Origin of the sequence: Pseudanabaena sp. PCC 7367 (assembly GCF_000317065.1) — a bacterium.
Taxonomy (GTDB): domain Bacteria; phylum Cyanobacteriota; class Cyanobacteriia; order Pseudanabaenales; family Pseudanabaenaceae; genus Thalassoporum; species Thalassoporum mexicanum.
Genome location: NC_019701.1, coordinates 4,001,120 through 4,016,364 on the forward strand (window position 1 = coordinate 4,001,120; position 15,245 = coordinate 4,016,364).

Annotated in this window: 12 protein-coding genes and 1 pseudogene; 12 read left to right on the plus strand and 1 reads right to left on the minus strand. The window is 47.0% G+C overall.

Features of this window, described 5'->3' with window-relative positions; genetic code table 11:
- Positions 1-3 precede the first annotated feature (3 nt).
- Both PSE7367_RS16070 and PSE7367_RS16075 read left to right on the plus strand, forming a co-directional pair.
- Positions 4-1,068 carry a FecCD family ABC transporter permease gene (locus PSE7367_RS16070; protein ID WP_015166406.1) on the plus strand — a complete coding sequence of 355 codons (1,065 nt, stop codon included), beginning with the start codon at positions 4-6 and terminating at the stop codon, positions 1,066-1,068.
- Positions 1,068-1,925, plus strand: coding sequence for an ABC transporter ATP-binding protein (locus PSE7367_RS16075; RefSeq protein WP_015166407.1), 858 nt, complete (start codon positions 1,068-1,070; stop codon positions 1,923-1,925). The genes PSE7367_RS16070 and PSE7367_RS16075 overlap by 1 nt, the downstream gene beginning before the upstream one ends.
- Before the next feature lie 38 nt (positions 1,926-1,963).
- Here the strand turns inward: PSE7367_RS16075 and PSE7367_RS16080 are convergent, their stop codons facing one another.
- Entirely contained in the window at positions 1,964-2,962 is a 999-nt protein-coding gene (locus tag PSE7367_RS16080; RefSeq protein WP_015166408.1) for a sucrase ferredoxin, read from the minus strand.
- Positions 2,963-3,226: 264 nt separating this feature from the next.
- Between PSE7367_RS16080 and PSE7367_RS20655 the strand changes: the two genes are divergently transcribed.
- From PSE7367_RS20655 to PSE7367_RS16125, 10 genes and pseudogenes are all read left to right on the plus strand, one after another.
- Positions 3,227-4,357 (plus strand): AraC family transcriptional regulator, encoded by a 1,131-nt coding sequence (locus PSE7367_RS20655; protein ID WP_015166409.1) that lies wholly within the window; start codon positions 3,227-3,229, stop codon positions 4,355-4,357.
- Positions 4,358-4,557: 200 nt separating this feature from the next.
- Entirely contained in the window at positions 4,558-4,833 is a 276-nt protein-coding gene (locus tag PSE7367_RS20660; protein WP_051038006.1) for a hypothetical protein, read from the plus strand.
- On the plus strand, positions 4,814-7,120 hold the full coding sequence (locus PSE7367_RS16090; protein ID WP_051038009.1) for a TonB-dependent siderophore receptor: 2,307 nt from the start codon (positions 4,814-4,816) through the stop codon (positions 7,118-7,120). Before PSE7367_RS20660 ends, PSE7367_RS16090 begins: the two co-directional genes overlap by 20 nt.
- An 88-nt stretch (positions 7,121-7,208) precedes the next feature.
- Positions 7,209-8,255 (plus strand): ABC transporter substrate-binding protein, encoded by a 1,047-nt coding sequence (locus tag PSE7367_RS16095; protein ID WP_015166410.1) that lies wholly within the window; start codon positions 7,209-7,211, stop codon positions 8,253-8,255.
- Positions 8,256-8,291: 36 nt separating this feature from the next.
- A complete protein-coding gene (locus PSE7367_RS16100; protein ID WP_015166411.1) occupies positions 8,292-9,584 on the plus strand; it encodes an MFS transporter in 1,293 nt (430 codons plus the stop codon).
- A 37-nt stretch (positions 9,585-9,621) separates the two neighbouring features.
- The gene (locus PSE7367_RS16105) at positions 9,622-10,959 is read left to right on the plus strand and encodes an MFS transporter (protein ID WP_015166412.1); all 1,338 of its coding nucleotides are present in this window, start codon (positions 9,622-9,624) and stop codon (positions 10,957-10,959) included.
- Between the two features lie 32 nt (positions 10,960-10,991).
- Positions 10,992-11,726, plus strand: coding sequence for a COG4280 domain-containing protein (locus PSE7367_RS16110; protein ID WP_015166413.1), 735 nt, complete (start codon positions 10,992-10,994; stop codon positions 11,724-11,726).
- Positions 11,727-12,044: 318 nt separating this feature from the next.
- A pseudogene (locus PSE7367_RS16115) lies at positions 12,045-12,533 on the plus strand (Dps family protein).
- An 894-nt stretch (positions 12,534-13,427) separates the two neighbouring features.
- Entirely contained in the window at positions 13,428-14,129 is a 702-nt protein-coding gene (locus PSE7367_RS16120) for a hypothetical protein (protein ID WP_015166414.1), read from the plus strand.
- Positions 14,130-14,264: 135 nt separating this feature from the next.
- A complete protein-coding gene (locus tag PSE7367_RS16125; protein ID WP_015166415.1) occupies positions 14,265-15,134 on the plus strand; it encodes an ArdC-like ssDNA-binding domain-containing protein in 870 nt (289 codons plus the stop codon).
- The last annotated feature ends 111 nt before the right edge of the window (positions 15,135-15,245 follow it).

A 15,245-nucleotide genomic window follows, 5' to 3' on the forward strand; every position in this document is an offset into this window, starting at 1 on the left:
ACAATGAATCAGAATTCCCCCTCTAGTAATTCCAGTAATTGGTATATTCTGCGACTCCATCGTTTACCCATTTCCTTCTGGGTCGATCGCCGTGTGCCCGTGGTGATCCTTGGCCTCGGCCTGTGTATTATCGCTACCGTTCTGATCAGTATCAGTCAGGGAGAATATGCGATTCCCATTCTTGATACGGCAAAAGTAATTTTAGGATTAGAGACCAGCAATCCTGATTATGTTTTTGTGGTTAATACCCTGCGCTTACCCAGAACAATTACCGCCTGCCTGGTGGGGATGGCTCTGGCGATCGCTGGTACGATTACCCAGAGTATTACTCGTAATCCCCTGGCTGCCCCTGGCATCATTGGCGTTAATGCTGGTGCTTCCCTTGCTGCTGTCAGCGTGATTATTCTGTTCCCCAGTTTACCCGTGGCGGTACTACCGATCGCAGCATTTGGCGGCGCAGCGATCGTGGCGGTGGCAATTTACCTACTAGCCTGGGATGGGGGCACTTCACCAGTGCGATTGGTGCTGGTGGGGATTGGCTTTAGCTTCGTTGCTGGCGCTCTCACTAATTTAATGACCACCTTTGGCAATATCAATAGCGTTTCTCAAGCACTGGTATGGCTGGCTGGTAGTGTCTATGGACGCAGTTGGGCGCAGGTATATGCGATGCTACCCTGGTTGGTGGTATTTGGCTTGATTGCCCTGCTCATGACCAGAGAACTGAATAATTTACACCTGGGTGATGATATGGCGATCGGGCTGGGTAGTCGTCTGGAGGTGCATCGCGGCCTGTTGCTACTGAGTGGTCTGGCACTGGCCGGTTCAGCGGTAGCCACAGCAGGAAACATTGGTTTTGTCGGTCTGATGGCTCCCCATTTGGCACGGCGGCTGGTTGGTGCCTCCCATCAAAGCCTATTGCCGATCGCAGCTTTACTGGGATGTTTACTGGTGGCAGTGGCCGACCTGCTGGCGAGGCTAGCCTTTGCACCGATCGAGTTGCCCTGTGGCATCATTACCGCTGCTGTAGGCGCACCCTATTTTGTCTATCTGTTGATCTGGAGTCGTTAATGGATCTTCATTCTGCTAATTCTAGTTATTCCGAATATGTACCGCGTTTAGAAGCCAGGAAACTATCTCTGGCATACGATTGCACTATAATTCTAGAGCGACTGAACCTGGCAATTCATGCCGATCGGATCACAGTACTGGTGGGGCCCAATGGTTGTGGTAAGTCAACCCTGTTGCGTGGTCTGGCCAGATTAATGAAGCCCAATCATGGCCAGGTTTATCTAGACGGTAGGGCAATCGCTAAATTACCCACCAAGGCAGTGGCGAAGCGATTGGGTATTTTGCCGCAAAGCCCAGTAGCACCAGAGGGCTTAACCGTAAAAGATCTGGTAGCCCAGGGGCGTTATCCCCACCAGAACTGGTTTCAGCAATGGTCGATCGAAGATGAACAACAGGTAGAACGCGCCTTAGCCTTAACCGAAATGCGGGAATTTACCCACCGGCCGATCGATAGCCTGTCCGGTGGTCAGCGCCAACGCGCCTGGATTGCTATGACCCTGGCACAGAACACCAATACGCTCTTGCTAGATGAACCAACCACATTCCTGGATCTAGCTCATCAGATCGAGATTCTTGACCTCTTGCAAGAGCTAAATTACCAGGAAGGTCGCACGATCGTAATGGTATTACATGATTTGAATCAAGCCTGTCGCTATGCCGATGACCTGGTGGCGATCAAACAGGGGCATATTTATAACCAGGGCTCCCCCGAAGCAATTATGACTGAGGCACTCCTTGCTGATGTATTTGGGATTAATTGCAAGATTATGGCCGATCCAGTGGCGGGTACACCGATGTGTATCCCGATCGGTAAAACCACCAAAATCAAATCCGAAGCGGCTCAGGATGTGGGCTAGTTTTTCAACTTTTCATTTGTCAGGCAATTTTTCTGGTGCTAGGCGACTCGCTCCAGGGAACTGACCACATATTGATTCACCGAAACAACATCTGCACCGGAATTAATTACCGTATCCACAGTGTGGCTCAGCTCCACTTTTGCAATATAAGCTCCTTTATCATTCCCATCGGGCGATTCATACTCTAGTTTCACCTCGGCCCATTCCACATTTTTGCTATCCTGCTCTGGCTCTTGTTTAATTACCTGACCAATCTTTTTATAGTCCAACCATTGCCAGCCATGCTGCATCCACACTTCGCGCTCTACGAACTGTGCAAGCCTGGGTAAACCCGACCAACCGCGATAGAAACGGCGCAATCCGCTTACAGAACGATCACGATTGACCAGATTCCCTAATATCTCTGGTTCCAAATGTCCCCAGAATTGCCCAGTGGGTAAGTCTACTAAAGTTGGCGCAAACTGATGGCCACCAAAATGGGAACAACGCCAGACCCGTAGTTTCCCATCTGAATTAGCTGCATATTCCTTTCGCAATTGTTGATAAATCGGTTGGCCAAACCGGGCACAGGCCACATCCACATTCCCGTGGGTGCAAACCATAATATCGCGGATATCGTTACTTTCCTGGCGATAGGAATCAAATTGGCTGAGTTGCTCTCGATCGAGGAATAGAGAAATTGCTAAGTCCTTAATTTGTTCCGGCTGAATCAAAAATTCCTGCTTTTCAAAATGGGCAAACATGGCATCGGGCTTTTGATAAAACATCACTCTGGTAGCATCAGGTGATGAATATTCCCGATCGGGCGTAATCAACATCGGTACAACATGAATATGAAGATCATGCAGTTGATGAAAAAAATCATGCATCGGCGCAAGGACTGGGTCAGTCTGGAACCGTTCCATTGTCCAGGGCTGGGGCAATTCCATAACTAACCAGTAGTCAGTGAATCTAGCACTACCGATCGGGTCTTCACCATTGTTTTTCGAGATGGTGGAGCAAAACTTGCAATCGGTCAGTGGGTTTGCAGTGGTCATAGTCGGTAATGGCTAGAACTGGTGGGACAATTGCTCGAGTTACGCTCTGGTGTGTGGCAATGGGCATGGTGTGCGCTGGCAAACCCTATGATCGGGCATATTTAGACAATTAGATTTCAACTATACCTTATACTATTGAGAAAGACTATCAATAGATTATAAAGTTATATATTCAGATGTTCTTGAAGTGTTGCAATGCTCGAAAACCGAACAGCAGTAATTTGTCAATCTGCGATCGCTAAACTGTTTAGCAGAATTTAGACTATGGCGATCACCCATGTAATTAAGGATGCTAAGGATCTGGCCGCCCTATTTGATATTTACCAGGCCAGGGACGGCTGGGCAGATTTGCAGTTATTCCATTGCCATGAAGATGATTTTATTATCCGCATTCCGCCATACCTGGGACGCGGCTATCGTCAGTATGTCCAGATTCGTGAAGGGTTAATCCTGGCGATCAACAACTTCGAGTTTTATGATGACTTCACGATCGAATTTGATTATGTGGAGGCCTTTAAACCAGTAATTCCCGCTGGCCCCAATTTAGTGATTGATTTTTTCATCAGCCAAGCTCACAAAAACAATCATAAATACGCTTCTGTCTCAGCAACTCTGTCTAGCTTCACTGACCGAGAAGCAAATGTAGAACGCTTGGTGCAATATTCAAAAGGGAATAAAACCTTTGAGATCGAACTAACGGTTTCAGGCGCTTTACTGGAAGAGATTCTGACTGAGTTGGGTATGGAACTATTATGGCCAGAGGGCTTTGACCAGAAAGAATTTTCTTTAAAAAGTTTGCAACTAAGTCAGCAGCGATCGCCACTAATAAATCAACCAAGCAACTTACTTCAATGGCGATTGCACTCCACCTTGGGAATGCAGCAGGTGATTCAGCAGATTTTAGATTGTCCCCACCAGGGCACGTCACGCCGGTTTTATCTAGAATCGAAAGCGCTAGAGCTGATTACTCAATGGCTAGAGCAGACAATTTATTTGTTTAAACAGCAGAACGAATCAACGGAGGCCAACCCTGCGATTAATTTGGATGCGATCGAGCAAATTTATGCGGCGCGGCAAATTCTGGTCAGTCAATTTGTGAATCCTCCTTCTTTAAACGAGTTAGCACGTCAGGTAGGATTGAACCGCCGCAAGCTGAGCGAGGGATTTCAGCAACTGTTTAAGGCCACACCATTTGTCTATTTACAACATTATCGACTTGAACAGGCTCAACAGTTATTACACCAGCCAGACATTAAAATCGCAGCAGTAGCTAAACAACTGGGCTATCGCAATCCCAGTAAATTTACGATCGCTTTCAAGAAGCAATTCGGGGTAAACCCCAAGACCTATCAGCAGCAATACCTAGCTAAAAACTATGTCAGTGAGCGCCAGTAAGTAATCTGAACCATAAAAGTGCATTCAGGGCTAAAAATAACTGCCATCTGGGGCTAAAAATGGCTGGTACTTAAAATGGGGTGATCGTAATCTAGGTTATTGAGAATGACTTTAATTTAATGGCTTAACTTCCTGCAACTAAATCATATTTTTGATCAGCGCTTGAAATGGGGCAGGGAAAAGTCAGAAGGTGAGGAGATATGAAGCTTAATAACTATTCACTGAGTAATTTGTTGCTGGCTAAAACATTGGCCCCGATCGCGGTGGTAATAACTATCAGCACTACATTTCCTGGGTCGGTAACCGCAAACGAGATTGAGGCAAACCAGGCTGAATCGATCGCCGCCCTGGAAGAATCAGCAATCAGCGTAGATGAATGGGTAAATGCGATTGCCCAGGCGATGGTACAGATAACTGGTGTAGAGTTAACTGAGACGGAAGCAGGGTTTAGAAGTATTGCTGGAAACTGGTACTGAAGCGATCGTCCAGCCAACTACGCAGATTGTCGATAATGCCCTGGTTGCCGATATTCCCAATGCGATCCTGGTACTTGAGGATGGTCAGGAATTTGAGGCGATCGAACCAGCGGCAGGCATTGATGCGGTACTGGTCTATAACCTTCCCGATGGCCAGGTCAGGATTGAAATTATTGGCCTTGATGCAGCGCCAGATGTGGAAATCGCTATTGCTGAGCAAGGTCTATTGCTAAGTGTGTTGCCAGGGGAAGCGATCGACTCAGATATTGAACTGGTGGTCACTGCTGAGCCAGAATCGCGCTACGCCAAGACTGATGTATCAACTGCCACCCGTACTGATACGCCACTGCGGGATATCCCCCAATCGATTCAGGTGATTCCTAAGGAGGTCCTAGAAGATCAGCAAATTATTCAGCTCAGAGATGCTCTCCGCAATGTCAGTGGCGTACAACAGTCAATCAATGATCCCAGGGGAACCCGATTTCAGATCAGGGGTTTTGACAGTGCTTCCATCCTGCGTGATGGCTTCCGGTCAACTAATGGGGGCAATGGTAATACAATTCAAGAACTAGCAAATATTGAACGGATTGAAGTTCTAAAAGGACCGGCATCAGTTCTATCTGGAGCACTGGAGCCCGGTGGTGTAATTAACCTAGTTACCGAAAAGCCTACCGTAGCTCCTTTTTATGAAATTGAGGCACTAATTGGCAATCGTAGCTTTATCAGCCCTAGCCTGGATATTTCAGGCCCATTAACCGAAAGTGGCAATATTAAGTATCGATTGAATACGCTATATCGCAACGAAGATAGCTTCCGTGATTTTAATGAGTCGATCGAGCGTTATTTCTTTGCTCCTACGATTAGCTGGCAGATGGGCGATCGCACCGACTTTAACTTTAGTTTTGAATATTTAAATGATGAAGCCCCGGCCGACTTTGGTCAACCGCTTATCAATGGTCAAATCCCCGATGCTCCACGGGAGCGGATTGCTGGTGAGCCTGACGATGTTATTAATGCCGAATATCGTCGCCTGGGGTATAACTTCGAACATCGTTTCAGTGACAACTGGAAAATCCGTAACGCCTTTGCCTATACTCGTTATGATACTGCGTTTATCTCTGCCTTTCCGTTTCGCTCCGATCCAGAGACAGGGGCACTTTTACGTTCCTTTATCTCACTGGATCAACCCAGTAGTACCTATGAAGTACAAACGAACGTAGTAGGAGAATTCTGGACAGGCTCGATCGCTCATAAGCTCTTGTTTGGGGTTGATTATTACCGCCGCGAGGATCTCAATGGCCTGGGGCGAGGTGATATAACTGCACTCACCCCTTTTGATTTTCTCAATCCGGTGTATGGTCTGCCCCGCCCAGATTTCAATAATCAGCCGATCTTCTTTAATGGCGATTCAATTACTAAAGGTACTGGCATCTATTTGCAGGATCAAATTGAAGTGCTGGATAATCTCAAGCTACTGCTGGGTTTCCGCTATGAAAATGTAGATCAAACTAACATCAGTAGACCTTCATTATTTAGCCCCGAAGCATCAGAAACTTCTCAAAGTGACGATGCTTTCAGCCCCCGTCTGGGAATTGTCTATCAACCGATCGAGCCCCTTTCCCTCTATGCCAGCTTTGGTCGATCGTTCTTTCCGAACACAGCCACGACGGTTGATGGCAGTATTTTAGAACCAGAGCGAGGTAGGCAATATGAAGTCGGTGCTAGAGCCGAGCTATACGATGGTAGGCTGATTGCAAACATCGCCTATTTCAATATTACAAAAAGTAATGTGGCTACACCTGACCCCGATTTCCCCATGTTTTCGATCGCCACCGGTGAGCAGCAGAGCAAGGGGATTGAGTTAGATGTGATCGGTGAACTATTACCAGGCTGGGATTTAATTGTTAACTACGCCTATACCGATGCCAAAATTACATCTGATAATACCGGTTTAGAGGGCAATCGCGTTTTTAATGTCCCTGAACACAGCTTCAACATCTGGACTACCTATGAAATTCAGCAGGGTACTCTGGGAGGGCTCAGTTTTGGGATTGGCTTTAATGCTGTGAGCGATCGAGAGGCGAATCAGGCTAATACTGGCACTGCACCGGGTTATTTCCTAACCAATGCCGCGATCGCCTACAAACGCAATAACTGGCGTGCGGCGATTAATTTCCGTAATCTGTTTGATGTTGACTATATCGAATCTACCGAAGGCCGTGCCCAGGCAGAAGTTAATCGAGGTGCTGGGTTTACCGTAATTGGTTCCGTTTCCTATGAGTTCTGATTAATTCTAAGCAGATGCTTTATCTAGCCATAGTGTGATGTTGAAACTTAAACGCATAGTCAGATATATATTATGCTCTAGCATGGTAATGCTCCTGGTAGTGAGTTGTCATCAGGCGACAGTGGAACAGGCAAACGATCCTGCGGTTGAACAAACAGCTTTAGATGGAGCGGTAGCCTGTCGGATGATTCAACATGATGTGGGAGAAACAGAGGTATGCGGCAAACCCCAGAAAATTGCGGTGCTGGGAAGTCATATTTTAGATTTACTGCTATCTCTGGGGCATCAACCGGCTGGCTATGCTGCACCAGTTGATCTCCTGGGTCTGGATCGTTATGACCAACCGGCTATGCAAATTCCCTATCTGGGCGATCGGATTACTACTCAACCAGTGAATATTGCTGCTGGTAGTTACCGCGAACCCAACCTGGAGCGATTGACTGTACTCAAGCCAGATTTAATCATCGGCGAAGCTGGCGGAGGCGGAGAACAAGCCTATAATTTACTCAGCCAGATCGCCCCGACCTTGTTATGGGAAGGCAGGACTGCTCAGGGAAAGTGGCAGCAAACTATTAGAACTTTGGCGCTGGCTTTGGGAGATAAAGAAAGTGCCGATAAAGCGATCGCTACCTATGAAAAGCTCTTAACTGATGCCAAGCAAGAGTTTGCCGACGTAGCAGCGGAGCATCCTCAGATCCTGTTATTAGTGACCAATAATTTACAGGACACAATTGCTTTGATTGCGCAAAATACTTATCTAAGTAAACTTCTAACTGAAATTGGCTTTGAGTTGGTCACACTTCCCAGTGATTTACCTGTGAATGCACCAATATCTGTAGAAGCACTGCCCGATTTTGATCAGGCCGATACAATTATTATTCTTACTTACAACCTGGATATTGAAGACTTGTCAGCGGCAACCGATGAAAAAGCTACGGAAATAGTAGAAATGCACCAAGCTAAAGCGGCGAGGCAGAGTTGGGCAGATAACGCGATCGCTCAATCCCTTACTGCAAGCAAGGCGGGACGAGTGCATTTTGCTACCTATTACCTGTGGAATGGTTTAAATGGCCCAATTGGCACGGAACTGATCCTCGAACAAATGGGCGATTTCCTTTTGTCTGATTCAAGCTAGCTGATTCACTTTTATTTATCCCTGACAGCTAATTTAATGCGAACTTTTTTAATCATCTGGGTGGGGCAATTTGTATCCTTGATTGGCTCGGAAATGACCAATTTTGGCATCACAATCTGGGCCTGGCAGGTAACTGGCCAAGCTACACCGTTGGCATTCATTCTGGTGGTGACCCAGTTACCCCGCTTGATTGTGTCGTTGTTTGCGGGGGTGTGGGTCGATCGCTTCGATCGTAAACAACTGATGATTCTGGGTGATCTGGTGGCAGGCATCTCCACCATTTTGATTCTGGGTTTATTTCTGACTGATAACCTACGCATCTGGCATTTATACCTGAGTGGTGCGGTTAATGGTGTATTTGGCTATATCCAGGGATTGGCGCTCACAGCCTCCACTTCCTCGATTTTGCCCAAGCAATATTATGCCAGGGCTGCTGCCTTCAATTCAATTCAGATGTCAGGCACTTACATTATCGCGCCCACGATTGCTGGGGTTGCCTATGCCGCAATTGGGTTATCTGGCATCCTGAGCATTGATGTTATTACCTTCCTGGTGGCGATCGGCACCCTTAGCGCCGTATATATTCCCAGGCAGGTTCAGCCGGAAGCCAATGACCAGCCGGAGCATATTCAATGGCAGGCGATCACCTTTGGTTTTAGCTACATCGCAGCGCGTTCAGGTTTGCTGGCGCTATTATGTTTCTGGCTAGTCAGCAATTTCTTTTCCAGTGCTAGCTTTGCGCTGCTGCCAGCGGTGATCCTGGCTCGGAATAACAACAACTCGGCGATCTGGGGCACTTTGTTTGCCACCTTTGGTCTTGGCGGTGTTTTGGGTGGTATCACCCTCAGCTTTTGGAAAGGCCCCCGCCGCATGGTTATTGGCATTCTCACCACGCTAGCGATCTGGAAAATCGGATTGGTCACCCTGGCGCTGGCCAAACATATCAGTGTGGAAATGTTGATCGCTTTTGTCTGTGGTTTCTGTTCGCCCTTTCCGCAAAGCTACAGCCAAGCGATCTGGATGGCGAAGGTAGAACCAGCGGTACAAGGACGGGTTTTTTCAACTCGTTTTTTATTAACTCAATTGGCCACGCCCTTAGGAGCGGCGATCGCTGGCCCTCTGGCGGATTTTGTCTTTGAGCCCATGATTCATAGTGACCATCAATTGACTGGATTTTTGCAATTGCTCTTTGGTAATTTCAAGGGAGCCGGAATGGCCTTAGGCTTAGCTTTGTTCTCTGCCTGTGGCGTATTGTTTACCCTGTCAAGCTTTGGCATCCCCGCACTACGCAACTTAGAAACCAACCTACCTGACTACGATGCAACATGAACAAAAGTGAAGTGCCAATCCATTCATATACGCCATTATGAAAAAACTTCCCAGATGGTTAGAAGGGCTAAATAATCCCATTTTTGCCCGCCTGTATACTGCCCAGACAATTAACTTGATTGGTGACTCACTTACCTGGCTGGGCTTAGCATTGCTGGCATTCCAGCTGGCTGGTGACCAATCCAGTGTAGTGCTAGCGACCGCCCTGACCATTCGCGTGGCCACATTCGTGATTCTCTCACCGATCGCTGGAGCCCTGGCCGATCGCATCGATCGTAAAAAACTAATGGCTACCTGTCATCTAATCCGCATGGGCATTGTTTGCCTGTATCCACTGGTAACTCAGGTCTGGCAAATCTATGGCATTGTGTTAGCACTGAATATTTGCTACGCCTGTTTTACGCCCACCTTCAAGGCGACAGTTTCGCTGGTTACCACGGTCGCCGAACGTCCCAGGGCGATCGCCCTCACCAGTGCCACCAGTCAATTACTGGGTGTATTGGGGCCTGGTCTGGCTGGTAGCATTGCGGCCTTGGTGGGGACGCGGCAAATCTTTTTCCTTGATAGTATTACGTTCTTGATCGCAGCAATTTTAATCATGACGCTGCCGGGTCGGGTGATGGTTAATCAATCTGAGACAGCTACCCGCAGCCTGCGGCAAACCTGGAGCGATATGCGATCGGGTTCGGTGTGTTTATGCCTCGACCCGTTGATTCGCTATGCCCTGGCATTGCAACTGGTAGCGGCGATCGCTGGAGCGCAGGTGTTAGTCAATACGGTTAGTCATGTGCAGAGCAGCTTGCAACTGGGCAAGGTGGAATATGGCTGGGTAATGGCTGCCTTTGGTATTGGCGCCACGATCGCAGCGGTGGGTCTTGGGAATGTGCATCGTAAAGTTAGTCCGATTTTGTTCACCAGCATCGGCGCAATTTTAATTACGTTGGCGCTACTACCCGCCCATCTGGTAGATATGCCAGGACTATTGCTGTTATGGGCGATCGGTGGCACTGGCCAAACTCTGGTGAATGTGCCAACCCAGAACCTGATTGCAGAGCGGGTGGCAATCGAACTACAAGGCCGCGTATATGGAGCGCACTTCGCCTGGAGCCATCTCTGGTGGGCGATCGCCTATCCACTGGCAGGTTGGCTGGGCAGCAATTTCCCTGCCAACTACTTTTTCTACAGCAGCATTCTGGGTATTGCTCTGCTGTTATCTATCTATCTGGCTTTCCGGCCGCAACAGTTAACCAATATAGAAAATGGACAATGGCACGAACACGAGCATAGCCACGATGCCCACCATCAACATGAACAGGCCTTCAGCACCACCGCTCCTAATATCCACTCCCACTTACATTTTCACTATGCCCAGTAAAACTTAGTTAACGTAAGAGAACAATCAGCTTTATGAACTGGAGTATTTTTGTTGCTGCCTTAAGTAGCTCAGCGATCGAGTTTTTAGAGGTTGTTGCCATCGCCTATGCCATTGCCCACTCTGGGTATATACGTGAAGCGATCGCTGGCAGTTTGGCTGGACTGATCGGCATCGGCATTCTATCGGCCATATCCGGTAGTAGCCTGCAATTGGTGCCTTTACAATGGCTGCAATTGTCGATCGGCGTGATTTTAGTCTGGTTTGGCTTTGGCTGGGTCAAGAAATCGATTACCAGACAGGTTAATCAAAAACGCGCTGGCTGGATTGGCGATGATGTATTGATTGCGGAAGGGATCGAAATAGCTGAGAATAGCTCAGGATTTAGATTTAGCTGGTTTAATTTTGTAATTATGACCAAAAGTGCAGCTCTCGAAGCGCTGGAGGTAGCGATCATTGTGGTAACACTGGGCCTTGCCTCCAGTGCCTGGACAGAAGCATTAACAGGTACGGCTCTGGCGCTGCTGCTTTCGTTATTGTTGGCAACTATCTTGCATCCCTATCTGGTTAAATTACCGGATGTATTAATTAAATTAGGTGCAGGGATTGTGATTTCCTCACTGGGCACGTTCTGGCTTGGTGAAGGGATGCAATTAACTTTACCACTGGGGGATTTTACGATCCTGGCGCTGATTGCGACCTATGCGATCGCTTCTATGCTCATAATTTATATTGCGAGCAGCAGGAAGACTGAATCTGTAGCCAACTAGCAAGCCAATAGTCAAAGTGATTTAGTCTGTTTGTTTCAGGAAATAGACTTAAACCAATTTAATGTATAGGATATTTCTATGATTATCACTTAATATCTGTTCTCAATAAGCAATTGTAGTTGAGAATGCCCTTGTCAGTTAACAGTTTCAGCTATTAATCAATCACCGATCGCAATCTTCTGCAGGGCTGCTCCTTTGGCAACCGATTTCTCTTTTTGTTGCATAAGTTTCCTGCTAATGGGCATTTGGAACATTCTCATGGCCAGTGCTAGACTCTGATTCAGAGGCACACAGCATTATTTTTGGGAGAAAAGTTTCATGTCTACAGCAACCACGCTGCGACAAGCGTTTAGGACAGTTGCAGAAAACCCAGTTTTGTTAGAAACGTCGATCACTGAACCTGTCTGTGAAGGCATGAATATAGCAATGGCAAGTTTACAGGCTCTATATTTACAGTATGAGAAGCATCATTTTGTGGTGGAAGGTGCTGAATTCTATCAACTCCATGACTTCTTTGAGGATTGCTATAAGGAAGTAAAAGAGCATGTGCATGATCTGGGCGAGCGCTTGAATGGTTTGGGTGGCATCCCAGCAGCCAGCTTTACCAAGTTAGCGGAGCTATGATGCTTTACCCCTGAAGAAGATGGTGCTTATTCCTGTCGTGCGATGCTGGAGCATGATCTAGTCGCTGAACAGGCAATGATTTCTTTATTGCGTAGATTGGCAGGACAGGCTGAAAGCTTAGGCGATCGTGCTACTCGTTACATGTACGAAAAGATGTTAATGGAAACAGAAGAGCGCACCTAGCATATTGCTCATTTCCTATCATCGGATACATTGGTGACACTGGGGTTCAGTAATAACTAGATAAGAGTGTAAACTAATTTCATTTTCACTCCAATTGTTTTCATCAAAACAGCAAGGGTAGCAAATTGAACCTAATTTGCTACCTTTTAACTTGTCATAATTCTTTGTTTCCGGCGATCATGCCGCGGAATCACCACAGAACGCACAAAAAGGGGCGATCGGCGGCAACCTAAACCCTTACATAGAAGCACTTTTGCTCAAATGTTGAATACTATAGGGGATACCCCAGAATTGCCACAACATCCAATTTCGAGACTTAAACTAATCCCACCCGATCGCCGCAACAAAACCTAAATCATTTCCGAGTATAGATATAAACCACTCATGGAGGCTTTAACCATAGCATTTTAACTATACATAAGCTTGAATATATGCAATTCAATCCATAGCATAGAGTTAAATCTATAATTATATATTTTATAGAAGCTGTAGTCTATTTTTATTGTGGCAACTAATGGCTGAAAAGAGCACTGGTCAAGCTTTGTAGGGATTATTTTTGCTGCGTTAATTTCCTCAAAGACGTTTTTTCTGTATATTTTGGCCAATCTCTAAAATTTCATGTTGTGGGCGATCTCAACTCTATTTTCTGGATTCTTCCCTCTAGGGTGACTTCCCCCACTAAAGTCCCAATTTCGAAAAACAAAAAAGCCCCCCTGGCCTAAGTTCTAAGCTTACTGCTTTAGAGCGATGGTAACTACTGACGATCGATCGCCCCTTGCTGTCCAGACCACTCTGATTCAAATATGCCTTCGGCTTGATGAAAAGTAAGTGCAACGAGTAAGACTTAGATGACTACTCACTGCACTCAAACATATATTCATCAAGGAGTGTAGCATGTACATCAAATCAATACCATCAGGCTCGGAGGTCAAAATCCTCAAGACAGTCGAGCACCACATCAGCTTTAACCTCACTACCACAGGCAGGGTGGCGATCATGTATCAAACTCGCACCAGCAAGGATCGCCGTAAGGGAAAGATCAAACACATCAATGTGACACCACGTGCTGGCTACTTCGGTTTCCGCACCCACACTGATGCCGATCAATTCTGTCGGGCAGTCAGTTCTAAATATGGTGCAATCTGCCAGGTTAGATCGCCAAAACGTTTGTCTGGCTATGAATATGAAGCCAAGGTGCAGAATTTTACATCTGGTGATACCACTTTGGAAGTCCTGGCACAGACTATGGCCGAACGCCAGGATGCCCGTGAGTTGAATCCACCTGAACCAGAACCCACATCATCAGATTGTGGCTATACCAATGTGGTAATCCGCATCCAGACTATTGAGCCTTATTTTGAAGAAATGCTGGATGAGTTTGTGCACGAGATTCAAGACGTGACAGTCAGAGTCCCTTTGAATGAGCGGGGCCAGCTTTCAAAGGATGCAGTCAATGCGGCGATCGCTGAGCATTATCCAGGTTGGCAGCGCTATGTCATGTCTGAAGCTGAACGCGAGGCAATCGAGGCAGAAGCTTATTCTGACTATCTGGATAGCCGTGAAGAGATTCGGCAGAGTCTTGCACCAGGTCTGTAAGCACCGATCGCCGATCGCTGGTTAATCAACGATCTAGTAATCAATCCACAACTGTACATCACCCCTGGGTTAAGACCTGGGGGTTTTTCTTTTGCATTTCATCGACACATTAACTGAATTCAAGGAGAAATTAATATGGCACGTACTAAGTTTGTACACAACCCAGAGATCGCCAAACAGAAGCAAGCTGATGCATTGACCAAGCTTGAGCTGGGTATCCAGGAGTTACTCAAGTCAGGTGATTGGCAGAAATACCTGCGCACCCAGTCCAGGTTCCATAATTACTCGTTCAATAATTGCATGCTGATTATGGCTCAGTGCCCACATGCAACCAGGGTGGCTGGGTTTAGCAAATGGAAGCAACTAAGTCGCAGGGTCAAAAAGGGTGAGAAGGGTATCCGCATCCTGGCTCCGATCGTCCGTAAGCTTGATGATGACCTGGGCGATCCTGATGCCAACACCAGGACATTAGTCGGATTCAGGACTGTTTCGGTATTCGATATATCACAGACTGAGGGCGAAGATTTACCCCAGGTTGATACATCTCTATCAGGCGGCGATCTGGGGCTGTGGGAGGCATTGGAGTCGTTCAGTATCAATAATGGTGTGCCGGTTCACCTTGAGGCCAGTTTAAGTGGTGCCAGGGGATATTGCCAGTATGACGACACTGGTAAGCCAATCAAGATCGCGGTTGATCCAATGCTCTCACCACTGCACAAAGCTAAGACCTTGGCTCACGAGATTGGTCATAGTTTGCTCCACAGTTGCACTGAATATTTGGGGCATTCGACCAGGTCTGAAAAGGAGTTAGAGGCTGAGTCGGTTGCTTTTGTTGTGCTTGACCATTTTGGATTGGATACCAGTAATTACAGCTTTAGCTACATTTGCTCCTGGCAGCAGGGTGAAGATGCGATCGCTAACCTGAAGGCTTCGGGTCAGCGCATTCAGCAGGCAGCTAGCCAGATCATTGATTGGATTGAAGGCAGTTTTGCAACAGGGGCGTAGCGCAGCTTGGTAGCTACGCCCGCATGGGCGTATGGGCAAAGGGGAATGAATCTTGCTTTTGAATTTAATTCCTTAGATTACTTTATCGACTGAAGGATATAGCTACCCGAA